General features: G+C 61.8%; 18 protein-coding genes. 8 read left to right on the forward strand and 10 right to left on the reverse strand.

Annotation, left to right across the window (positions count from 1 at the left end; genetic code table 11):
- Nucleotides 1-39 precede the first annotated feature (39 nt).
- The 3 genes from gpmI to K3752_RS18675 are packed head-to-tail and all read left to right on the forward strand — an operon-like array spanning nucleotide 40 to nucleotide 4040.
- Complete coding sequence (gene gpmI, locus K3752_RS18665) at nucleotides 40-1557, forward strand: 2,3-bisphosphoglycerate-independent phosphoglycerate mutase (protein ID WP_260066468.1); 1518 nt, start codon at nucleotides 40-42, stop codon at nucleotides 1555-1557.
- Nucleotides 1554-2687: a murein hydrolase activator EnvC gene (locus tag K3752_RS18670; RefSeq protein WP_260066469.1), complete on the forward strand. Its 1134-nt coding sequence runs from the start codon at nucleotides 1554-1556 to the stop codon at nucleotides 2685-2687. Before gpmI ends, K3752_RS18670 begins: the two co-directional genes overlap by 4 nt.
- Nucleotides 2688-2693: 6 nt before the next feature.
- Complete coding sequence (locus K3752_RS18675; protein WP_093963348.1) at nucleotides 2694-4040, forward strand: S41 family peptidase; 1347 nt, start codon at nucleotides 2694-2696, stop codon at nucleotides 4038-4040.
- Nucleotides 4041-4094: 54 nt separating this feature from the next.
- Here the strand turns inward: K3752_RS18675 and K3752_RS18680 are convergent, their stop codons facing one another.
- From K3752_RS18680 to K3752_RS18690, 3 genes are all read right to left on the reverse strand, one after another.
- On the reverse strand, nucleotides 4095-5621 hold the full coding sequence (locus K3752_RS18680) for an MFS transporter (RefSeq protein ID WP_170441180.1): 1527 nt from the start codon (nucleotides 5619-5621) through the stop codon (nucleotides 4095-4097).
- 110 nt (nucleotides 5622-5731) lie between these two features.
- Nucleotides 5732-6091, reverse strand: a complete 360-nt coding sequence (locus K3752_RS18685; protein ID WP_260066474.1) for a hypothetical protein — start codon at nucleotides 6089-6091, stop codon at nucleotides 5732-5734.
- A gap of 11 nt (nucleotides 6092-6102) precedes the next feature.
- Nucleotides 6103-6864 carry a DUF6478 family protein gene (locus tag K3752_RS18690; protein ID WP_260066476.1) on the reverse strand — a complete coding sequence of 254 codons (762 nt, stop codon included), beginning with the start codon at nucleotides 6862-6864 and terminating at the stop codon, nucleotides 6103-6105.
- A gap of 245 nt (nucleotides 6865-7109) precedes the next feature.
- Here K3752_RS18690 and K3752_RS18695 point away from each other — a divergent pair, with 245 nt between their 5' ends.
- The 4 genes from K3752_RS18695 to K3752_RS18710 are packed head-to-tail and all read left to right on the forward strand — an operon-like array spanning nucleotide 7110 to nucleotide 13365.
- Nucleotides 7110-10190 (forward strand): ABC transporter transmembrane domain-containing protein, encoded by a 3081-nt coding sequence (locus K3752_RS18695; RefSeq protein ID WP_260066477.1) that lies wholly within the window; start codon nucleotides 7110-7112, stop codon nucleotides 10188-10190.
- Nucleotide 10191: 1 nt separating this feature from the next.
- A complete protein-coding gene (locus tag K3752_RS18700; protein ID WP_260066478.1) occupies nucleotides 10192-11091 on the forward strand; it encodes a CPBP family intramembrane glutamic endopeptidase in 900 nt (299 codons plus the stop codon).
- 58 nt (nucleotides 11092-11149) lie between these two features.
- On the forward strand, nucleotides 11150-12094 hold the full coding sequence (accD, locus tag K3752_RS18705) for an acetyl-CoA carboxylase, carboxyltransferase subunit beta (RefSeq protein ID WP_170439658.1): 945 nt from the start codon (nucleotides 11150-11152) through the stop codon (nucleotides 12092-12094).
- On the forward strand, nucleotides 12091-13365 hold the full coding sequence (locus tag K3752_RS18710) for a folylpolyglutamate synthase/dihydrofolate synthase family protein (protein ID WP_260066482.1): 1275 nt from the start codon (nucleotides 12091-12093) through the stop codon (nucleotides 13363-13365). The genes accD and K3752_RS18710 overlap by 4 nt, the downstream gene beginning before the upstream one ends.
- A gap of 39 nt (nucleotides 13366-13404) precedes the next feature.
- On the opposite strand, the gene zapE is transcribed toward K3752_RS18710, so the two are convergent.
- Entirely contained in the window at nucleotides 13405-14463 is a 1059-nt protein-coding gene (gene zapE, locus K3752_RS18715; RefSeq protein WP_170372579.1) for a cell division protein ZapE, read from the reverse strand.
- A gap of 145 nt (nucleotides 14464-14608) precedes the next feature.
- Between zapE and K3752_RS18720 the strand changes: the two genes are divergently transcribed.
- Complete coding sequence (locus K3752_RS18720) at nucleotides 14609-15850, forward strand: MFS transporter (RefSeq protein ID WP_170365830.1); 1242 nt, start codon at nucleotides 14609-14611, stop codon at nucleotides 15848-15850.
- 2 nt (nucleotides 15851-15852) lie between these two features.
- On the opposite strand, the gene K3752_RS18725 is transcribed toward K3752_RS18720, so the two are convergent.
- The 6 genes from K3752_RS18725 to mbfA form a co-directional block, all read right to left on the reverse strand.
- On the reverse strand, nucleotides 15853-16473 hold the full coding sequence (locus K3752_RS18725; RefSeq protein ID WP_260066484.1) for an HAD family phosphatase: 621 nt from the start codon (nucleotides 16471-16473) through the stop codon (nucleotides 15853-15855).
- Between the two features lie 73 nt (nucleotides 16474-16546).
- Nucleotides 16547-17002, reverse strand: coding sequence for a YaiI/YqxD family protein (locus tag K3752_RS18730; protein ID WP_260066485.1), 456 nt, complete (start codon nucleotides 17000-17002; stop codon nucleotides 16547-16549).
- Nucleotides 16999-18468, reverse strand: a complete 1470-nt coding sequence (gene sthA / locus K3752_RS18735) for a Si-specific NAD(P)(+) transhydrogenase (RefSeq protein ID WP_093963338.1) — start codon at nucleotides 18466-18468, stop codon at nucleotides 16999-17001. The genes K3752_RS18730 and sthA overlap by 4 nt, the downstream gene beginning before the upstream one ends.
- Nucleotides 18469-18471: 3 nt before the next feature.
- On the reverse strand, nucleotides 18472-19305 hold the full coding sequence (gene fghA, locus K3752_RS18740) for an S-formylglutathione hydrolase (RefSeq protein WP_260066487.1): 834 nt from the start codon (nucleotides 19303-19305) through the stop codon (nucleotides 18472-18474).
- Nucleotides 19306-19406: 101 nt separating this feature from the next.
- A complete protein-coding gene (locus tag K3752_RS18745) occupies nucleotides 19407-20336 on the reverse strand; it encodes an AEC family transporter (protein ID WP_170359474.1) in 930 nt (309 codons plus the stop codon).
- 44 nt (nucleotides 20337-20380) lie between these two features.
- Complete coding sequence (gene mbfA, locus K3752_RS18750; protein WP_170365821.1) at nucleotides 20381-21355, reverse strand: iron exporter MbfA; 975 nt, start codon at nucleotides 21353-21355, stop codon at nucleotides 20381-20383.
- Between the last annotated feature and the right edge of the window lie 23 nt (nucleotides 21356-21378).

The following is a 21378-nucleotide window of genomic DNA, read 5'->3' on the forward strand; positions in this document are numbered from 1 at the left end:
GATAGAAGAACGGACAAGAGCAGTTACCGGAGACCCGACATGAGCGCACCCAAACCCGTCGTCCTGTGTATCCTTGATGGTTGGGGTCTGTCCGACGACACGCAGGCCAACGCGCCCTATCTGGCCCACACGCCCACATTCGACGCGATCATGACCAAGGGTCCGCACGCGTGGCTGATCACCCATGGCCCTGATGTGGGCCTGCCCAGCGGCCAGATGGGTAATTCCGAGGTCGGGCACACCAATATCGGGGCCGGGCGGGTCGTGGCCATGGATCTGGGCCAGATCGATCTTGCAATCGAAGACGGCTCGTTCTTCGAAAACGCTGCGCTGCAGGACTTTGTCGCCAAGGTGAAGGCGGCGGGTGGGACCGCGCATCTGATGGGGCTGGTCTCGGATGGCGGGGTGCATGGGCACCTGAACCATATCGTCGCCGCAGCAAAAGCGATCACCGATGCAGGCGTGCCGGTGGCACTGCACGCCATCACCGACGGGCGCGACGTGGCCCCGAAATCGGCGCTGGACTTCCTGGCCGAGCTGGAGCGCCGTCTGCCCGCGAACGCGCGTGTCGTCACCGTCTCGGGGCGGTACTATGCCATGGACCGCGACAACCGGTGGGAGCGGGTCGGTCGCGCCTATGACGCGATCATCAAAGGTGAAGGCGCGCCGGCTGATACCGCAAGCGCCGCAATTCAGGCCGCCTACGACCGGGGCGAAACGGACGAGTTCATTGCCCCCACGGTTCTGCCCGGCTACGACGGCGTCCGCGACGGTGACGGCTTCTTCTGCCTCAACTTCCGCGCCGACCGCGCCCGCGAAATCCTGCGCGCCATTGCCGAACCTGATTTCGCTGAATTCGACACCGGACCACGCCCGCAGCTGTCGGCGCTGCTGGGCATGGTGGAATATTCCGACGGTCACAACGCCTACATGAACACGGTGTTCCCCAAGCGCGAGATCGTCAACACGCTGGGCGAATGGGTCGCCAAGCAGGGCCTGCGCCAGTTCCGCCTGGCCGAAACCGAGAAATACCCCCATGTCACGTTCTTCCTGAACGGCGGCAAGGAAACCCCCGAGCCCGGCGAGGATCGCTATATGGCCCCGTCGCCCAAGGTGGCGACCTATGATCTGCAGCCCGAGATGTCGGCCGGAGAGGTGACGGACAATTTCGTCGAGGCGATCGAGGGCGGCTATGACCTGATCGTCACCAACTATGCCAACCCCGACATGGTGGGCCATACCGGTGACCTGCAGGCCGCGATCAAGGCCTGCGAGGCCGTTGACCAAGGCCTGTCCCGCGTGGTCGCCGCGCTTGAAAAGGCAGGCGGTGCCATGATCGTGACGGCCGATCACGGCAACTGCGAAACCATGATCGACCCCGAAACAGGCGGGCCGCATACCGCTCACACCCTGAACCCGGTACCCGTGGCGCTGGTTGGCGGACCCGAGGGCGCAACCCTGCGCGAAGGTCGCCTGTCCGATCTGGCGCCTACGGTGCTGGACCTGATGGGCCTGCCCAAGCCGCCGGAAATGACGGGTCAGAGCCTGCTGTCATGAGGCTGCGCGCGCTTCTTCTGGCGGCCCTGATGGCGGGGCAGGCGGTCCGGGCCGCGCCGGACCCCGCGCAGGCGGCACTGGAGGCAGCGCAGATGCTGGAACAGGCCTCGATCGCGCTGACCGAGGCCGAAACCGCCCGCGACCGCGTGCGTGCCCTGACCGAGACGATCCAGGCCTACGAGGCCGGGCTGGCCGCCATGCGCGACGGGCTGCGCCGAGCGGCTTTGCGCGAAAGCCAGCTGACCGCCGAGTTGAACGCGCGCGAACGCGAAATCCGCCAGTTGCTGGGCGTGCTGCAAACCATCGAAACCACGGCGCCACCGGTTCTGATGCTGCACCCGGCCGGGCCGCTCGGGGCGGCGCGCACCGGGATGATGCTGTCCGAAGTCACCCCTGGCCTGAACACCAGGGCCCAAGCGTTGGCCCGCGATCTGGACGAGGTGCAGACCCTGCGCCGATTGCAACAAAGCGCTGCGGACACGCTGACCGAAGGGTTGGAAGGCGTGCAGAATGCCAGGACGAAGCTGAGCGAGGCCATAGCGGATCGTACCGACCTGCCGCGCCGCTTCATCGAAGACCCGGTACGGACAGCCATCCTGATCTCATCGACGGAGACGCTGGATGGGTTCGCCAGCGGTCTGTCTGAAATATCGGATGGAAAAATCTTAGCCTCGAACGCGGATGTCTCCCAACTGAAAGGACAGATTCCGCTGCCGACCCAAGGCGTAATACTCCATCGTTCCGGCGAAACGGACGCCGCCGGGGTCACGCGTCCGGGGCTTGTACTGGGAACCAGACCACGTGCATTGGTGCTGTCGCCCACAGCGGCCACGATCCGATACAGAGGGCCGCTTCTGGACCTTGGAAACCTTGTGATCCTGGAACCGCAGCCGGGTTTGCTTTTTGTCTTCTCCGGCCTTCAAGAGGTGTATGGGGACCCCGGTCAAGTGATCCCCGAAGGAACGCCAGTGGGCCTGATGCCCAGTCAAACACCAGAAATCGGCGCGATTTTGTCAACAAGCGGTGATGGCACTGGAACTGATCGTCCAGAAACGCTCTATATAGAGGTAAGAGAGAACAATAGCCCCGTGGATCCGGAATCATGGTTCCGGACAGACAAGGATGGATAGACGAGTATGAAGAGATTTGTGATGGCCGGTCTGGCCGGCACCGTGGCAGGGATTATTGCGACTACTCAGATCGCCGGGCCACTGCTGGCGCAAGAGGCCGAAAACAAGGCCGGAGTCTATGAACAACTTGACCTGTTCGGAGACATCTTCGAACGGATCCGCGCCCAGTATGTCGAGGAAGTCGCCCCTGAAGAGCTGATCGAGGCTGCGATCGACGGCATGTTGACGTCTCTGGATCCGCATTCAAGCTATCTTTCCCCGGACGACGCCGAGCAGATGCGCGTTCAGACGCGCGGTGAATTCGGTGGGCTGGGCATCGAGGTCACCCAAGAGGATGGGTTCGTCAAAGTCGTCTCGCCAATTGACGGCACGCCTGCAGATGAGGCGGGCATCGAGGCCGGCGATTTCATTACTCATGTGGACGGCGAGAGCATCCTGGGCCTGACGCTGGACAAGGCAGTCGACCTGATGCGCGGCCCGGTCGGTTCGGAAATCGTGATCACCGTCGTGCGGGAAGGCGAACCAGACCCATTCGATGTGACCATCATCCGCGACACGATCAAACTGACCGCCGTTCGCGCCCGAACCGAAGGCGCCAGCGTGGTGCTGCGTGTGACCACCTTCAACGATCAGACCTTCCCGAACCTGAAAGAGGGCATGGAAAAGCAGATCGCCGAAGCTGGCGGCATCGACAAGGTGAATGGCTTTGTTCTGGACCTGCGCAACAACCCCGGCGGGCTGTTGACCCAAGCCATCAAGGTATCGGACGCATTCCTGAACGAAGGCGAGATCGTCTCGACCCGTGGGCGCAATCCCGAAGATGGTGAACGCTTCAACGCAACCCCGGGTGATCTTGCCCAAGGCAAGCCGATCGTAGTGCTGATCAACGGCGGATCGGCGTCGGCTTCCGAAATTGTTGCAGGTGCATTGAAGGATCACCACCGCGCGATCGTCGTCGGCACCAAAAGCTTCGGCAAAGGATCGGTTCAAACCGTGATGCCGCTGCGTGGCGACGGGGCGATGCGTCTGACCACCTCGCGCTACTACACCCCGTCGGGTCGGTCGATCCAGGCTTTGGGTGTCAGCCCCGACATCATCGTGGAACAGCCCCGCGTCCGTCCCGAGGCTGAGGAAGAGGAAGAAAGCAACGCCCGCACCCGGTCCGAGGCCGACCTGCGGGGCAGCCTGAACAATGACAGTTTGACCGAGGATGAAATCCGCCAGATCGAGGAAGACCGCACCAAAGCGGAAGAAACCGCCGAACTGCGCAACGAAGACTACCAGTTGGCCTATGCGATCGACATTCTCAAAGGCCTGTCCGCCTTCAATCCGACAGAGCGGGCATCGCAGTAAGCTGCGCAAACAATGACCGAAGGGCCGCGGTTTTCCGCGGCCTTTTCTTTTGGCTCAGCTCTCGATTTTGTGCAGTTTCTTTTCGTCAAGCATCAGCGCCAGAACTAGGCCGATCGACACCGACAGCGTTGAAAAGACAAAAGCCATGTCCATCCCGCTGTCAAAGGCCATCGACAACGCGGATTTGATCTTTTCGGCCTCGGGCGCGCTGAATTTCTGCATGACAGCCTGCGCGGTCTTGGTCGTCAAAGTACCGCCATTGATGGCTTTTTGATCGGCTAGGGACATGTCGATGCCAGCTTTGGCAAGGTGCTCGCGGAAGCTGGACAGGCTGACCATGTACATGATGGCCGTCGCGCAGGCGACCGAAATGGCGCCATAGACCAAGTGCACCATGAAGCTCAGACCGCCAACCAGGCCGGCGCGTTCGGGCTTGACGGCGCAAACGGCGGCGGTGCCCGACGGGCCAACCGTCAGTGTCGCTCCCAACCCGATCAGAGCCATCCCCGGAAGAATTTGGAAATACCCCAGACCGGCCGGCATCACGACGACACTGGCCGCGCCTATCGTAGCGCAGAGATACCCCCAGAACAGCAGGCGCTTGGGTCCGAAATCATTATACAAGGTGCCAGACACGATCGACCCGACAGCCAAAAGAACGGTCAGCGGCGCAAGGCCCAGAGCGGATTCAAATACCGACCAACCCAGAACCTTTTGCATGTATTGCGGAAAATACAGCAATCCCACAAAGGCAGCCGAGACGTTGAACATGTTCAGCCCCAAGGTGATGCGAAATTGCGGATTTTGCATCATCTGCGGCAGCAAAAGCGGTTCTTTCACCCGTTTTTCCACGCGTGGGAACAACAGAAACAGCGACGCGCTGAGGAAAAACAGAAACATCAGCGGAACCGACAGCCAGCCCCAGTCCGATCCGACATCCAGCGCGTACAGCAGCAGCAGGACGGCAAAAGAAAGGACACCCATTCCGGCAAAGTCGATGTGCTCACCCGTCTTGTGGGTCTTGTCACGCTGCATCAGCAGGACTGCCGTGGCCATCGAGATGCACGAGAAGACGACATTCGCCAGAAAGAACAGGCGCCAATCCCCAAGGTTGACGACAAACCCGCTGATCATCGGACCAAATACGTTGCCCGTCGTGACACCGGCAAGGATCAAACCCATGACCATCGCACGGTGTTCCTCACGGGATACCCTCGTGGCCCCGAAGGCCAGCGTGCACGGCCACACGCATCCCGCGCCGATACCTTGAAGCGCGCGTGCGCCGATCAGGAAATCAAGGCTGGGAGATACGAAACACATGACCGAGGCGAATAGAAACAGCGACAATCCGATGATCATGATCTTGCGATGGCCGTACATGTCGCCCAGCCGGCCGCCTGCGACCATGGTCATGGCGAAGAACAGCGCGTAGATGTTCAACACCCACTGAGTACTCGTGATATCGGCATCAAACGAGTTTTCGATCGCCGGAACCAGCATCAGCGCACCGGTGAAGTCTATGCCGATGCCAAACGCCGTTACCATCAGCGCTATGACCTTGATAATGCTGTCACGTTCCATTCGGCCCCCTGCGTTTCCTTGGTGGCTCAATCATGCATGAATTCAGCGAAAAAGATAGGAATGCATCCAAGCAGGTTTCGACTACGTAGATCCTGCAGGCTTTTGGCCGATCAACCCTGATCAGCGCTCAACCGACGCACCACGCGCTTCAGAAGGTCAAGTTCGGCGCGCAGCAGGTCCATCTCGGCGCGGATATCGCCTACGGCCGGCGCACCCGCGATTACGGTGATGTCACCCACTTTTTCCTGTGAATCGCTGTCGAGGATAATCACACTGTGTACACCTTCGGACAACAGGGCCGTTGGAACGGGAACCAGAACATGCCAGCCACCTTCGGCCACGGAAACCTCGATACCTTGCAGGATCTGATCCCGGTACCGGGCTTCAAGTTGGGGTGCGGTACTTCCTGAATAGTGGCCTTCCCATACGCCGCCTTCGAACCGGATCGGGACGAGTTTTGTTTCCACCATGGCCTTTCCTTTCACAAGTCAGCGCGATGATGGCGGCACAGGGTCAGATCCCGCAGCACCACACGGTTCATACCAGGATCCTGGATGATAAGGTCCAGCCACATCTTCTCGATGCGACGTTCGTTCAAGGACAGATGCGCAAGATCAAAATCGATGTCGGACGTCGCATGTTGCGGTTCCAGCTTTCGCAGCACCTGCTCGGTATTCGGTCCATTCTGGATATTCAGCCTGGCAAAGACCTCGGCCGGGCGTTCACTGTCGACCGTCACATGGGTCCGGACGAGGTGTTGCCGCGTCAGACCCTCGGCGGCGCTGCCCGGAAGCTCGACAGACACGGAGAGGAACGAGCCTTGAAAGGTGAATACGTCGATCGCCAGGCTGAAAGGCGCCAGGTCCTTTTCCCCGCTGTTGCGGATTTGCCGGATTGCAATCTCGGCCAGCGGACAGTCATGGAAAAGCGCCACACTGTCATCAAGCTGCGCCTTGCGAGACAATGATACCAGGCCCGTAACGGGCAGGGGGCTGCCCCACAAATCCGGGCGCCATGCCCAATCCGTGCCAAGCGGTCTGGGGAAATTCTGGGTGCCGATATGCGGGCGGGTCAGGCGCCCGTCCGCAATCTGGATCAGCCGATCAAGTTGGGCGCGAAGAACCCGCGCCTGATCACGCTGCTGGCGAAGCAGGGGCAGGTCTTCGTGCGGCGCGTTCTGCGCCGTCCGTTTCCAATGCCCAACTGCCTTGCGGCTGAAATACCGATCCAGAAGTCTGCTCATGTGCCCAGTGCCTGAAACTGCACCTCTTTAGTCGGATTCCGCGGGCGGAATAAACCCGCCTTCGACAGATAGCACTGCAAAATTCCCGAATTGTGAACGACGCCGGTCGTGCCGGCCGGATTTTTGCAAGATCACGCCAGGGCACGTTCTTGAAATAGCACGGGGCAAAGCTTACCGTCAGTCACCCGGTCGCCGTGGATCCTCCGCAACGGGCCGCAGTCCAAAAAACAAGACGAGGCCGGGGCATGGAACCCACCCTATTCGCGTTCATCTGGAAGCACTCCAAGAAACAGCAGTTCATTCTGCTGCTGTTGACCGTACTTTCGTTTCCGTTTCTCTATGCCTCGCTTGAACTGCCCAAGCAGATCATCAACGACGCCATCGGCGCGACCGGCAACACGGTAACGCTGTTCGGCACGAAGGTGACCCAGGTCCAATACCTGCTGATCCTGTGTTTTGCCTTCTTGGGAACCGTGCTGGCTGGCGGCCTCATGAAGATGCGCATCAACACCATGAAGGGGATCCTGGCCGAACGCATGTTGCGGCGGCTCAGATTCACCCTCATCAGCCGGATGCTGCGCTTCCCCAAACCGTATTTCTCGATCACAAGCCAGGGCGAGCTGGTGTCGATGATATCGTCCGAAGCGGAACCGATGGGCGGGCTGATGGGCGACGCGATCGCCCAGCCGGTTTTTCAGTTCGGTCAGATGATGACGATTGTCACTTTCCTGTTCATGCAGAGCGTCTGGTTCGGGCTGGCCTCGATCGCGCTGATCCCGCTGCAAGCCTGGCTGATCCCGCGCCTGCAGCGTCAGATCAACCTTTTTAACAAGGACCGTATTCAGGAGATCCGTCACCTGAGCACCGAGATCGGCGAAACCGCCGCCGGTATCAGCGACCTGCGCGCGAACGGTGGTTGGCGCTATCGGCTGGCGCAGTTCAGTCATCGTCTGGGAACCTTGTTCGATATCCGGGTCCGGATCTACAACAAGAAATTCTTCATGAAGTTCCTCAACAACCTGATCACGCAGATGACGCCGTTCCTGTTCTATTCGGTCGGTGGCTATCTCGCGATCACGGGCGAAGTGACAGTCGGTGCGCTGGTTGCGGCGCTGGGGGCGTACAAGGACCTCAGCGGCCCTTGGCGCGATCTGCTGACCTATTACAATCAGGTTCAGGACATGTCGTTGCGCTGGCAGGTCGTCACCGAACGGTTTGCACCCGAGAACATGATCCCCGAAGAACTGTTCTATGGCGAACCGGAGAGCATCCCGCACCTGCAGGGCGACATCGAATTGCGCAATGTCACGGTGCGCGACGAGGACGGCAAGCTGATCCTTGAAGACATCGACCTGACGATCCCAAAGGGCGCTCGGGTCGCCATCAAGGCCTCGCACGACTCGGAAAGACAGGCGCTGGCCCAGTTGCTGATCCGCGAGATTCTGCCGGTTCAGGGCGAGGTCCTTCTGTCTGGGCACAACCTTCGCGAACTCCATCAGGCGGTGATCGCCGCCCGTGTCGGCTATGCCCACTCGCGACCCTACTTGTTCAACGGCACGCTTGGGGACAACCTGCTGATGCCTTTGCGTCCCCATCCCCAGCACGAGGCCGAGGCTCAGAAGGCTCCATCACGTTATCAGGTCGAAGCCGTGCGCGCCGGCAACTCCCCGGACCTGCTGGAGGACGAATGGGTCGACCCACGCCTTGCCGGGCTGCAGAGCATCGACGAGATCCGGGATTGGTGGTTCGAACTGGTCGAGGCGATGGGCATCGACGAATTCATGTTCCGGCGGACGTTGCGGTCGCAATTCGATCCCGAACTGCACCCCCATCTGGCCAAGGCGATCGTGGATGCGCGCGACAAGGTTGCAGCGCGTCTCAAGGAAAAGGGCTTGGACAAATACGTTTACCGGTTCGATCCGGACCGGTTCAACCCGGCCGTACCTTTGGGGGGCAACCTTCTGTTTGCCTCACCGTCGCGCAACATCTCACCGGACATCCTGGCCGGGGACGCTCGATTTCTTGCCATGCTGCGGGCCCATGATCTGGACAAGGACGCCCTAAGCATCGCGACGGCGGTCCTCAGCACGCTGCGCAAAACATTCGGCCGAGAAGGGACGGATCACCCGCTGTTCCTGCGTTTGGGCATGTCCAAGGACATGTACCACCGACTGCTCGACATCGACGAACGCCGCATGTCGAAAGGTGAGGCAACCCTGTCTGAACGTGAAATGGCACTGTTGCTGACGGTGCCGTTCATGCTGACCGCCGAACAGATCGGCCCCAGTTTCCCCGAGGAGTACAAGGAAAAGATCCTTTCGATCCGGCGCACGCAGGCCCAAAACCTGCACGCATCTTTCGACGGGCTGTTCATTCCCGTGGCACCCGAAACCTATGTTCCGCGCCTGACCGTCATGGAAAATGCCCTGTATGGCCGCGTGTCGCTGATGGCCGGGGCACATGCCGAAGAGATCGAGGATGCCGTAGCCGAAGTCCTGATCGAGGCCGGTCTCACCCGTCGCCTGGCGGCTATCATCTACGATCTGCCGACCGGTCTTGGCGGGGCCAACCTGCCCACGGTTTTTCAGGAACGTGCCGCGTTTTCACGGGCAGCGATCAAGCGGCCCGACATCCTGATCCTGGACAAGGTCCTTGCCAGCCACGATTCGGAAAGCCGTCTGCGTACGCGTCTCAAGCTGCGTGAGTTGCTTCCCGACTCGGTCATGATCTTCATGGAAGATCATTTTGGCCATCCCGAGGCCTATGACATGTACGTGGAAATCAAGGACGGCCGAGTCGACGGTGTATCGCGCTCCAAGGTCGAGGCGGATGAAGAACAACCCGAAGACTTCAGCCGAAAACTCAAGATCATTTCGGCGACGGAACTGTTTTCGAGGCTTGACGGAAAGCACCAGCGTCTTCTGGCCTTTTCGGCACAATGGTACGACGCGGCGGCGGGGCAGACCATATTCTCGCGCGGGCAAACGCCTGACGCGGCCTATCTGTGCATCTCCGGACAGGCGAGCCTGGAATGGACGATGCCGGACGGCGAAAAGCGCAACATCTCCATCGTCGAGCCAGGCCGTCTGATCGGCGACCTGTCGATCATCACCGGCGCGCCTCGGCAACTTGACCTCGTTGCGATGACCGACTGTTCGTTCCTGCGGATCGGCGCGGAAGAGCTGCGCGCCGTGGTAGAGGGTGACGCGGCTGTTTCGATGCGCCTTCTCGAAACGGTGGCCGGGTATCTGACAACTGTCTCGGAACGACTGTTGCTGTCTAATACCCCGTTGACACCCGAAGCCGAGACCGGGGCGGGCGGTTAGGATGCGCGACCCGCAGCCACACCCGGCCTATGCCCCGCACGAAATCCTGGTGGCGCCGGCCAGGGCTTATCCCGAACTCTGGCGGCTGCTGCTCGGGTTCGCGATCATCACGGTCGTCGTGCTGGCACTGAATCTGGTTCTCCTGGCCGCTGTAACCGCCTTTGGTTCGGCTGAACTGGTGTCCGGTTTCGAAGACGGGTCCTCGGCCCTGGCGCTGCTGGTCATCCTTTCCAGTTTTGCCTTTGCCACATTGGGCGTCGGATTGGCCGTGCGACAGGTGCAGCACCGGAAACTGATCTCCGTGGTTGGGACGCCGATTCTGACTGTACGGCAATTCTGGCGGGTTCTGCGGGCGCTGGTCGTGCTGGGTGCCTTGCTTTTTGTTCTGCCCCCATACGATATGGGACCGCCCTTGGAGCCAAACCTGCCGGTTTTCAGGTGGCTGCTGCTGTTGCCGCTGGCGCTGGTGGCTGTCCTTATTCAGGTCAGCGCCGAAGAGATTCTGTTCCGCGGGTTCCTGCAACAATCGCTGGCCGCGCGGTTCAGGGCCCCGTGGATTTGGATGGGTGTACCCTCCCTGATTTTTGCTGCCGGGCACTACGCACCTCTTGCCGCCGGTGACAATGCTATCCTGATCGCAGTTTGGGCCTTTGTCTTTGGCCTTCTTAGTGCAGACATCACCGCCAGAGCAGGAACGCTGGGACCCGCAATCGCCATGCATTTTGCCAACAATGTAACGGCTCTGCTGATCGTATCGTTGCCTGACGGCCTGGGTGGGCTGGCCCTCTATCATCTTCCGTTCGAAACATCGGACACCGGTATCCTGCGCCAGTGGCTTGTCGTGGATTTCGCGGTGATGATCGTCAGCTGGCTGGTTGCGCGACTTGCGCTCAGGCGCTGATTGCATTTCCTTCCGTAGCGTCTTATTTGACTGCAACCCGCATCAGCAAGGTTCCGACATGAACTGGATCACAAACTACGTCCGCCCCCGGATCAACTCGATCTTCTCCCGCCGTGAGGTGCCCGAGAATCTCTGGCACAAATGCGACGAGTGCGGAACGATGCTGTTCCATCGTGAACTGGCGGACAACCAGAACGTTTGTACCCAGTGCGGACACCACATGCTGATCACCCCGCGCGAGCGGTTCAAGCACCTGTTCGACGGCGGTATTTTCACCGAAGTCGCAGTGCCTGCGCCCAAGGAAGATCCGCTGCAGTTCCGCGATCAGAAGAAATACCCCGACCGCATGAAGGCGGCGCAGAAAAAGACTGGCGAGAAAGAAGCGATGCTGGTCGCCACCGGCGAGATCGGCCGCACGCCGATCGTGGCTGCGGCGCAGGACTTCTCGTTCATGGGCGGTTCGATGGGCATGTATGTGGGCAACGCGATCATCGCGGCCGCGCAAGAGGCGGTAAAACTCAAGCGCCCGCTGATCCTGTTTTCCGCGGCCGGCGGCGCCCGGATGCAGGAAGGCATCCTCAGCCTGATGCAGATGCCGCGCACCACGGTCGCGGTGGAGATGCTGAAAGAGGCCGGCCTGCCTTATATCGTCGTTCTGACCCATCCCACCACCGGCGGCGTTACGGCCTCCTACGCGATGCTCGGCGACGTGCACATTGCCGAGCCGAACGCCCTGATCTGTTTCGCTGGCCCCCGTGTGATCGAGCAGACGATCCGAGAGAAACTGCCCGAAGGCTTCCAGCGGGCCGAATACCTGCTGGATCACGGCATGCTGGACCGCGTCACCAAACGGACCGAGTTGCGGGACGAGCTGATCACGATCACCCGGATGCTGATGGGTCTGCCCCCGGCAGTCAAAGGCGATCTGCCCGCCCCGAACGAGGACACGGCCGAACAGCCTGACGCGCAGGCCAAGCCTGCCGAAGACCAGCCCAAGAAATGACCGCGCCCACATCCGACGTCATCCTCGACCGGATGATGGCGCTGCACCCCAAGATCATCGACCTGACCTTGGACCGTGTCTGCCGTCTGCTCGAAGCTTTGGACAACCCGCAGGACAAGCTGCCCCCGGTGATCCATATCGCCGGCACCAACGGCAAGGGCTCGACCCAGGCGATGATCCGCGCCGGGCTGGAAGGCGCAGGTCTGACGGCCCATGCCTATACCTCGCCCCATCTGGCGCGCTTTCACGAGCGCATCCGCCTGGCGGGCAAGCTGATCTCGGAACCCGACCTGACCGCCGTTCTGGATGAGTGCTACACCGCCAATGGCGGCGAGAACATCACCTATTTCGAGATCACCACCTGCGCGGCGCTGCTGGCCTTTTCCCGTGTGCCGGCCGACTACACGCTGCTCGAAGTCGGACTTGGCGGGCGGCTCGACGCCACCAACGTGATCGCAAAGCCCGCGGTCACGGTCATCACCCCGGTCTCGATCGACCATGAACAGTTCCTGGGCAACACGCTGGCCAAGATCGCCGCCGAAAAGGCCGGCATCATCAAGCGCGGTGTGCCCTGCATCGTCGGGCCGCAGCTAGACGAGGCGATGGAGGTCATCGAGGCCACCGCCGCCCGCCTCGGCGCACCCTTGCTGGCCCACGGACAGCACTGGCACGTCCACGAGGAACATGGCAGCCTGATCTATCAGGACGAAAACGGCCTGCGCGACCTGCCGCTGCCGAACCTGCTGGGCGCGCACCAAGTCCAGAACGCCGGCGCCGCACTGGCGGTCCTGCGCCACCTCGACCTCGGCGACGAGACCTACGAGGCCGCTGTCACCCGCGCCGAATGGCCCGCCCGGATGCAGCGCCTGAAAACCGGCCCGCTGGTCGAACAGGCGCCCCAGGCCGAACTCTGGCTGGACGGCGGCCACAACGCCGCCGCCGGTGTCGCGCTGGCGGACGTCTTGGCCAAGCTGCCCCCGCGACCCACACACCTGATTTGCGGCATGCTCAATACCAAGGATGTAACCGGCTACCTCTCCCCACTGGCACAGGAAGCTGCCAGCCTGACCGCCGTTTCCATCCCGGGCGAGACCAACACGCTGAGCGCCGAAGAAACCGCCGCCGCCGCCAAATCGGTGAACCTGCCCGCGACGACCGCCAGCAGTGTGTCCCAAGCCCTCGACACCATCATCAAAGCCAACCCACAGGCGCGCGTGCTGATCTGCGGCTCGCTCTACCTCGCGGGCAACATCCTGCGCGAAAACGGCTGACCATTCATTGAGTCACAGCTACGCCGGAGGCAACGTTCGCTATTGTCCCCAGTCCAGTGCCTGCATCTCCCGCAGGCGCGAGGCTGTCCGCTCGAACTCGAAAACACCTTCCCCCTCGACATACAGCATCTCAGGCTCGGCGGCCGCTGAACAGATCAACCGCACCTTCGCCTCGTACAGCGCATCGATCAACGTGACGAACCGCTTCGCCTCGTTGAAGTTGTTGCGCGACAGGCGCGGTATGTCCTCGAGCACCAGCACTTTTACCGCATCAGCAATGGCCAAATAGTCCCCCGGCCCCAACATCCGGCCGCACAGATCATAGAACGAGGCCCGTGCCACACCATTGCGAAAAGCGGGCAACACTACCTCGCGCCCCTTGACATGCAGGGTCAGGGGTTCGGCCGGCCCACCGGACAGGTCGGCCCACACGGCCCGGATCTTCTCCCGCGCCTCGGGTCCGATGGGCGTGAAATAGACCGGCGAGCCCTCGAGCCGGTTCTGCCGGTAATCCGTGGGCGAGGTCAGTTCCCACACTTCGAGCTGCTGCTTGATGTGGTGGATGAAGGGCAGGAACAGCTGCCGGTTCAGGCCATCCTTGTACAGATCGTCGGGATGACGGTTGGAGGTGGTCACAACGACGACGCCACCCGCATGCAGCATGTCGAACAGCCGCCCGACGATCATCGCGTCGGTGATGTCGGTGATCTGCATCTCGTCAAAGGCCAGCAGGCGCACGGATTTCACGACCGAGGCCGCCACCGGCGCCAGAGCATCCTGCACGCCGGTTTCGCGCGCCTCATGCATGCCGGCGTGGATTTCCTGCATGAAGGCATGGAAATGGACGCGCCGGGCCGGAACTTCGCCCAGCGTTTCGACGAACATGTCCATCAACATGGACTTGCCGCGCCCCACGCCGCCCCACAGGTACAAACCCTTGGGCGGCGGCGGTGCCTTGCGGAACAGCCCGCGTTTCACCGGCGCGGCCAGAGCCGCCCGGATACGCTCGAACTGGGGCAGAACGGCCTCTTGCGCGTCGTCGCGGTTCAGGGTGCCATCGGCAACGCGGGCCTCGTACAACGAGATCATGTCGGTCATGGCCCGAGCCATAGCGCCCGCCCGCGCCGTTGAAAAGAAGGCATCCTCCGGCACGCATCAATTTTGGTTAATCGTGACCGCAAAACTCCTGAATTGACGAGCGGGCCCAAGCGGATACTGTCGGCGGGCTGAAATCGGAGGCCACATGACCCCAACCGCCCGTCTGCTCAACCCGGTGCTGATCGTCGGATGCGTGATCATCACGGTCAGCTTCGCCGTGCGCGCCTCGTTCGGCGTGTTCCAGATTCCGATCGCCGAGGAGTTCGGTTGGCTGCGCACCGATTTCTCGCTGGCCATCGCGATCCAGAACCTGGCCTGGGGCATCGGCCAGCCGATCTTTGCCGCCATCGCCGAGAAGATGGGCGACCGGCGGGCGATCATTCTGGGCGCGTTGACCTATGCGGCGGGGATGGTGCTGTCGGCCTGGTCCGTCACTCCCTTCGGGCATCAACTTTATGCCTGGCTGGTGGGCTTCGGTATCGCGGGCACGGGCTTTGGCGTCGTGCTGGCGGTGGTCGGGCGGGCCTCGACGGATCAGAACCGCTCGATGTCACTGGCGATCGTGACGGCGGCGGGCAGCTTCGGGCAGGTGATCGGTGCGCCGACGGCTGAATGGATGCTGACTTTCCTGCCGTGGCAGCAGGTGTTCATCATCTTCGCCATTGCCATTCTGGCCCTTGTGCTGACGCTGCCTTTCATGCGCGCGCCCGCGCAGGTCAGCAAGGCCGAATTGGAAGAAAGCATGGGCCAGATCCTGGGCCGCGCCTTCCGCGACCCGTCCTATGCGCTGATATTCTTGGGTTTTTTCAGCTGCGGCTATCAACTGGGCTTCGTCACCGCGCATTTCCCGGCCTTCGTGACCGAGATGTGCGGCCCGATCCAACCCGGCGGTGTCCTGCATGCGATGGGAATCACCACAACGTCTGCCTTGGGTGCCCTGGCGATCTCGTTGATCGGGCTCGCCAATATCGGAGGCACCCTTCTGGCCGGATGGGCGGGCAATCACTTCCCCAAGAAATACCTTCTGGCAGCAGTCTACACCGGGCGCACGATCGCGGCCGCGGCGTTCATCCTGTTTCCCATCACGCCTCTGACCGTGATCCTGTTCTCGCTGGTCATGGGGTCACTGTGGCTGGCGACGATCCCGTTGACCTCGGGCCTCGTCGCGCATCTTTACGGCCTGCGCTACATGGGCACGCTGTATGGCATCATCTTCTTCAGCCATCAGGTCGGCAGTTTCCTGGGCATCTGGCTGGGCGGCCGCATGTATGACCTTTATGGCGATTACACAGTTGTCTGGTGGATCGGCGTGGCCATCGGCGCCTTCAGCGCGATCGTGCACCTCCCAATCCGCGAGAATCGCCCCGCGCAGCCCGCTGCCGCCTAGGATCAGGCGGCCTCGTCCGGGGAGAGCAGACCTTCGGCCACCAGCCTTTCGGCCCAGCCCTGCGGGCCGTCGAAATGGTGGGTCTGCCATCCACGCGCACGGGCGGTTTCGATGTTGTCGATCCGGTCGTCTGTGAACAGCAGCGTCTCGGGCGGCAGGCCGCAATCCTGTTCGACCATCTGGTAGATCGGGGCATGCGGTTTCACCATCTTCATCCGCCCCGAGACATAATGCCGGTCGAACTCGTTCAGGAACGGATAGACGGTGGTCGCATAGTCGAAATTCTGCACCCCGAAATTGGTCAGCGCAAAGACCGGCACGCCCTTGGCTCGCAGCGCGCGCTGCAGCCGGACCGAATGCGGGATCTCGGGCGCGGCCAGTTCGATCCAGTTGTCGTGCCACATGCGGATCTCATTGCGCCATTCGGGGTATTTTTCGGCCCAGGCATAGATCGTTTCGGTGAAGTGATGCCCCTGATCGACCAAGTCGTTCATGCCGTGCAGGTCGACGGCCGAGAACATGGCTCGGCGCCGGTCCTCGCCGATCATGCGGTCATAATACCGCTCGGGCTGCCATTCGATCAGAACGTTGCCGATGTCAAAAACAACCGCTTCTACGGGCATGGGATTTCCTGTTCGCTTGTGTTGCGTTCGGGGCCGACTGAAACAACCCGCCGGGCGTGATGCAAGGCCAATCTCAGCCGCGCAAGGCGGCGCGCATCTCGCGCTCGAGCGCGTCCAGAAACCGCGATCGGTCGGCCTTGGAAAACGGTTTACCACCGCCCCCGGCACCCAGCGGATTGGCGGCGCGCAGATCCGCCATCAGATCGCGCATCGCCAGTTGCTGGCCGATATTGGCGGCGGTGAAGGCCTCGCCGTTGGGGCGCAGCACCCGCGCGCCGGCCTCGACGCATTTGGCGGCCAACGGGATGTCCGAGGTGATGACGATGTCGCCCGCGTCGCACCGCTCGGCGATCCACTTGTCGGCCTCGTCCGCACCTTGCGCAACGGTCACGATCTGAACCAGCGGGTTGGTCGAGGGGCGCAGCCCGCCATTTGCGACCACGACCATCGGCATTTTGTGCCGTGTGGCGACGCGTTCGGCCTCGGCCTTCACCGGGCAGGCGTCGCCATCGACATACAGGGTCGTCACGCCTGCTTGGCCTTCTTGGGCGCCAACTTCGCTGGCTCGGGCGCATCGGATTTGCGCACCTTGAACTCGTCCGGGATCGGCATCCGGTTGAAGGCGTCGAGCCCGGCGATCTTGTAGGCCTCGGCCAGGGTCGGATAGTTGAAGGTGTTCTGCACGAAATAGTCCACCGTGCCCTTCAGGTTCAGCACCGCCTGGGCGATGTGGATCAGCTCGGTCGCGCCTTCGCCGACGATCTGAACCCCCAGCACTCGGCGGGTTTTCAGCGAGAACAGCATCTTCAGCATCCCATGCTCGAGCCCCATGATATGCCCGCGCGACGTCTCGCGGAACCGGGCCACGCCCACCTCGTAGGGAATGCCACGTTCCTGCAGCTCTTCCTCGGACATGCCGCAGGTCGAGATTTCGGGCACCGAGTAGATGCCATAAGGGAACCAAGGGCTTTCGGGCAGGGTGGGGGTCTCGAGCGCGTGGCAGGCGGCCACGCGGCCCTGCTGCATCGACGTCGAGGCCAGCGATGGATGCCCGATCACGTCGCCGGTGGCATAGATATGCGGCACCGAGGTCTGATAGGTCTTGCGGTCCACCGAAATGCGGTTGCGGTGGTCGGTTTCGATCCCAACCGCACCCAGATTCAGCGCCGAGGTGTTGCCCATGCGGCCCGCCGCGAACAGCAGCATCTCGGCCCGAACATGGCGGCCGTTTGACATGGTGATCTCGACATGCTTGCCGGCGTCCTCGATCTTTTCCACGGCCGAGCCCAGCCGCAGGTCCACCCCGTTTTCGCGGATCTGGTGTGTGAATTCCTGGATCAGGGTCTTGTCGATGAAATCCAGGAAGGTCTCGCGCGGTTCGATCAGCGTCACCCGCACATCCAGCGCCGAGAACATCGTGGCATACTCGACCCCGATCACGCCCGCGCCGATCACGCAGAGCGAACGCGGAATCTCGGCCATTTCCAGGAACTCGTCGCCATCGACGATGGTCTTGCCGTTAAAGGGCACGTAATCGGGGCGATAGGTTTTCGTCCCGGTCGAGATCAGGAATTTCGCGGCCGTCAGGCGGGTGGTGTCGCCCGCATCGGCAGTGACCTCGATCTCGTGCGGGCCCACGAAACGGGCTACGCCGTCCATGGTTTCAACGTGGTTGCGGTTGAACTGGTGTTCCAGCACGTCAACCTCATAGTCCAGCGTCATGTGCAGCCGGGCCTTGAGGTCCTCGGCGCGGATCTGGTCCTTGACCCGGTACGAACGGCCGTAAAAGCTGCGCTCGCGCCAGCCAGACAGGTTCAGCACCGTTTCGCGCAGGGTCTTCGACGGAATCGTGCCCGTGTGCACCGACACGCCGCCCAACCGGTCACGGCGGTCAACTACCAGAACCTTGCGTTTCAGCTTGCCCGCCTGAATCGCCGCCGCGCGGCCCGATGGACCCGAGCCGATGATGATCAGGTCATAGTCGTATTTGCTCATCCCTCAGTCTCCGTACAGGGCTTCGGCGTGGAAGGTGACGTGGTCCTCCATGAAGGTGGACACGAAAAAGTAGGAATGGTCATAGCCGGGCTGCAACCGGTTCGTGGCCTGCTGGCGGCGTTCGGCGATGGCCTTGGCCAGAGCCTCGGGGCGCAGCAGGTCGATGAACTGGTCGTTGGTGCCGGTGTCGATCAGGATCGGGCCGTCAAAGCCCTTTTCCTTCATCATCAGAGTCGCGTCATGTTTGGCCCAAGCGGCCGGGTCATCGCCCAGATAGGCACTCAGCTGCTTGCGGCCCCAGTCGCTGGCCGTGGGGTTCGAGATCGGCGCAAAGGCCGAGACCGAGCGGAACCGGCTCGGCAGGTTCATCGCCAGCGTCAGCGCCCCGTGGCCGCCCATCGAATGGCCGGTGATGGCCTGCCGGTCGCCGTCGATGGCGAAGTTTTCAACCAGCAGCGCGGGCAGCTCGTCAGCCACATAGTCCCACATGTTGAAATGCGGCGCCCACGGCGATTGCGTGGCGTTGACGTAGAACCCGGCGCCCTGGCCCAGGTCGTAATCCTCATGATCGGCGACCCCTTCGCCGCGCGGCGAGGTGTCGGGAAAGACCAGTGCGATGCCTTGTTCGGCGGCCCAGCCCTGCGCGCCCGCTTTGACCATCGCGTTTTCATGGGTGCAGGTCAGGCCCGACAGATACCACAGGACCGGAACCGGACCGTCCTTGGCCTCGGCCGGCAGGAACAGGCCAAAGGTCATGTCGCACTGGCACGCCGCCGAGGCGTGGCGGTACACGCCCTGCACGCCACCGAAACAGGCGTTTTCGGAAAGGGTTTCCATCTGGCATCATCCTTACGTTGGGTTCGTGCCATGGCTAACGGGCGAAGGCCCCGGCGTAAAGTCCGGGCACCAATGTTCGCACGCATTTTGAAGTCGCCGCGTCAGAATGCGGCAACCCACGCGATGACCACCGGCACGGTCAGAATGCTGACAATGGTCGACAGCAGAATGGCGGCAGATGCCCGGTGCGGCGCCACCCCATAGTGAGCCGCCAGCATATAGACATTGCCGGCCACTGGCAGGGCGGCGGCGGAGATCGCCACCGCCGCGGCAAAAGGATCAGTCGGCAGCAGCCACAGCAGCACCACTGCCACACAGGCCGGATGCACGGCCAGTTTGCAAAAGCTGAGCCACAGCGCGATCTGAACCCGCTCGGCCGATTTGCTGGCCAGCGAGGCGCCGATTGCGAACAGCGCCCCCGGCGTGGCGGCGCCGCCCAGAATGGTCAGAAAATCGTTTAACGGGTCAGGCACCGGCATCTGCAGGGCCGACCAGATCAACCCGGCCGAGATCGAGACGATCATGGGGTTTTTCAGCAGCCCGACTCCGATGAGCCGCAGCGTCCCAACCGTCAGCTTTCCATCCCGCCCGCCGTTGATCAGGATCACGATCAGCGAGGAAAACACCACCAGATCGACCGTCAGAACCAGCATGACCGGCCCGATTGCGGCTTCGGAAAACAGCAGGGCCAACATTGGCAGACCCAGAAAGCCCACATTTCCGATGGCGGCGCATTGCGCCTCGACCGCCGCGGTGGGGATGTCTAGCCCGCGCAGATAGGCGACCAACGTGGCCAGCGCGTATACGCCCGCCGTGCCGATCAGGTAGCCCAGCATCAGCCGCGCGTTGAAGATCTCGGCAAAGGGCAGCGTGGCGGCAAAGCGGAACAGCATCGCCGACAACGCGAAATAGAACACGAACTTGGTCAGATAGGCCGTGGCGTCTTCGGTGAAGAACCGGCTGCGCCCGGCCCAGTATCCCAGGCCGATGATCGCAAAGAAGGGCAGGGTGCGCAGAAAGATATCGACCATGCGCAGATTGGTAACATAGAATTACCACATCGCAAGCAGGGTCATCACCCGCTGCCGATCAATATTCCGGCTGCCAGCACCAGTGCTCCGCCCAAAACGACCTGAAAAGCCGCGCGGAAGAACGGAGTTTCCATATAGCGGTTCTGAATCCACGCGATCGCCCACAATTCGAAAAACACCACGATAAATGCAATGATCGTGGCCGTCCAGAATTCCGGGATCAGATAGGGCAGGGCATGGCCCAATCCGCCGACCGTTGTCATCACGCCGGACGCCAAACCCCGCTTGACCGGTGATCCACGGCCCGACAGCTCGCCATCGTCCGATGCCGCTTCGGTGAAGCCCATGGAAATACCTGCGCCCACTGACGCTGCAAGGCCCACAAGAAATGTCGTCCAAGGGTCGTGCGTGGCAAAGGCCGTCGCGAAGATCGGCGCCAAGGTCGACACCGACCCGTCCATCAGCCCGGCCAATCCCGGCTGGACCCAGGTCAAGATGAATTGCCGGTGCGAAATCACTTTTTCGGCTTCTTTTTCATCGTGATCCAAGTGAGCTTCTTCCAATTCGGCGGCCGCGGCTTGATGCCCTGCTTCGGCCGCAGCCAGGTCGCCCAGAAGTTTGCGTGTTGCTGCATCGGTCGTGCGACCGGCAGCCGCCAGATAGAAGCGCTCCGCGTCGCGCTCCATCATCTCGGCTTCTTCGCGGATTCGCTCGATTCCAAGATTCTCGACCAGCCAGATCGGACGGCGGGCGTAGTAACCGGCGACATGCTCGCGCCGAATCAGAGGGATCACCGGGCCGAACCGATCCTCGTGCAGAGCGATCAGGCGACGGCGGTGCTCGTCTTCCTCGGCAGCCATGCCATCGAAGATTTTGGCCGTCGCCGGATAGTCGGGGCGTAGCATTTCGGCATATGACCTATAGATCCGCGCGTCATCTTCCTCGGACGAAATCGCAAGTGCGATAACTTCCTGCTCGGTCAGATCCCTGAAGTGTTTGCGCTGAGTGAAAAACCGCATAGCCACCCTCGTTTTAGAATTAT

The organism is Ruegeria sp. B32, from assembly GCF_025141855.1.
Classification (GTDB): Bacteria; Pseudomonadota; Alphaproteobacteria; order Rhodobacterales; family Rhodobacteraceae; genus Ruegeria; species Ruegeria arenilitoris.

Coding starts and splice junctions, on each gene's coding strand:
- K3752_RS18700 (WP_260066478.1), top strand. CDS start 10,192: ATGCGCGACCCGCAGCCACACCCGGCCTATGCCCCGCACGAAATCCTG.
- K3752_RS18675 (WP_093963348.1), top strand. CDS start 2,694: ATGAAGAGATTTGTGATGGCCGGTCTGGCCGGCACCGTGGCAGGGATT.
- K3752_RS18725 (WP_260066484.1), bottom strand. CDS start 16,473: ATGCCCGTAGAAGCGGTTGTTTTTGACATCGGCAACGTTCTGATCGAA.
- fghA (WP_260066487.1), bottom strand. CDS start 19,305: ATGGAAACCCTTTCCGAAAACGCCTGTTTCGGTGGCGTGCAGGGCGTG.
- K3752_RS18720 (WP_170365830.1), top strand. CDS start 14,609: ATGACCCCAACCGCCCGTCTGCTCAACCCGGTGCTGATCGTCGGATGC.
- mbfA (WP_170365821.1), bottom strand. CDS start 21,355: ATGCGGTTTTTCACTCAGCGCAAACACTTCAGGGATCTGACCGAGCAG.
- K3752_RS18680 (WP_170441180.1), bottom strand. CDS start 5,621: ATGGAACGTGACAGCATTATCAAGGTCATAGCGCTGATGGTAACGGCG.
- zapE (WP_170372579.1), bottom strand. CDS start 14,463: ATGACCGACATGATCTCGTTGTACGAGGCCCGCGTTGCCGATGGCACC.
- K3752_RS18745 (WP_170359474.1), bottom strand. CDS start 20,336: ATGGTCGATATCTTTCTGCGCACCCTGCCCTTCTTTGCGATCATCGGC.
- accD (WP_170439658.1), top strand. CDS start 11,150: ATGAACTGGATCACAAACTACGTCCGCCCCCGGATCAACTCGATCTTC.
- K3752_RS18695 (WP_260066477.1), top strand. CDS start 7,110: ATGGAACCCACCCTATTCGCGTTCATCTGGAAGCACTCCAAGAAACAG.
- K3752_RS18690 (WP_260066476.1), bottom strand. CDS start 6,864: ATGAGCAGACTTCTGGATCGGTATTTCAGCCGCAAGGCAGTTGGGCAT.
- gpmI (WP_260066468.1), top strand. CDS start 40: ATGAGCGCACCCAAACCCGTCGTCCTGTGTATCCTTGATGGTTGGGGT.
- sthA (WP_093963338.1), bottom strand. CDS start 18,468: ATGAGCAAATACGACTATGACCTGATCATCATCGGCTCGGGTCCATCG.
- K3752_RS18710 (WP_260066482.1), top strand. CDS start 12,091: ATGACCGCGCCCACATCCGACGTCATCCTCGACCGGATGATGGCGCTG.
- K3752_RS18685 (WP_260066474.1), bottom strand. CDS start 6,091: ATGGTGGAAACAAAACTCGTCCCGATCCGGTTCGAAGGCGGCGTATGG.
- K3752_RS18670 (WP_260066469.1), top strand. CDS start 1,554: ATGAGGCTGCGCGCGCTTCTTCTGGCGGCCCTGATGGCGGGGCAGGCG.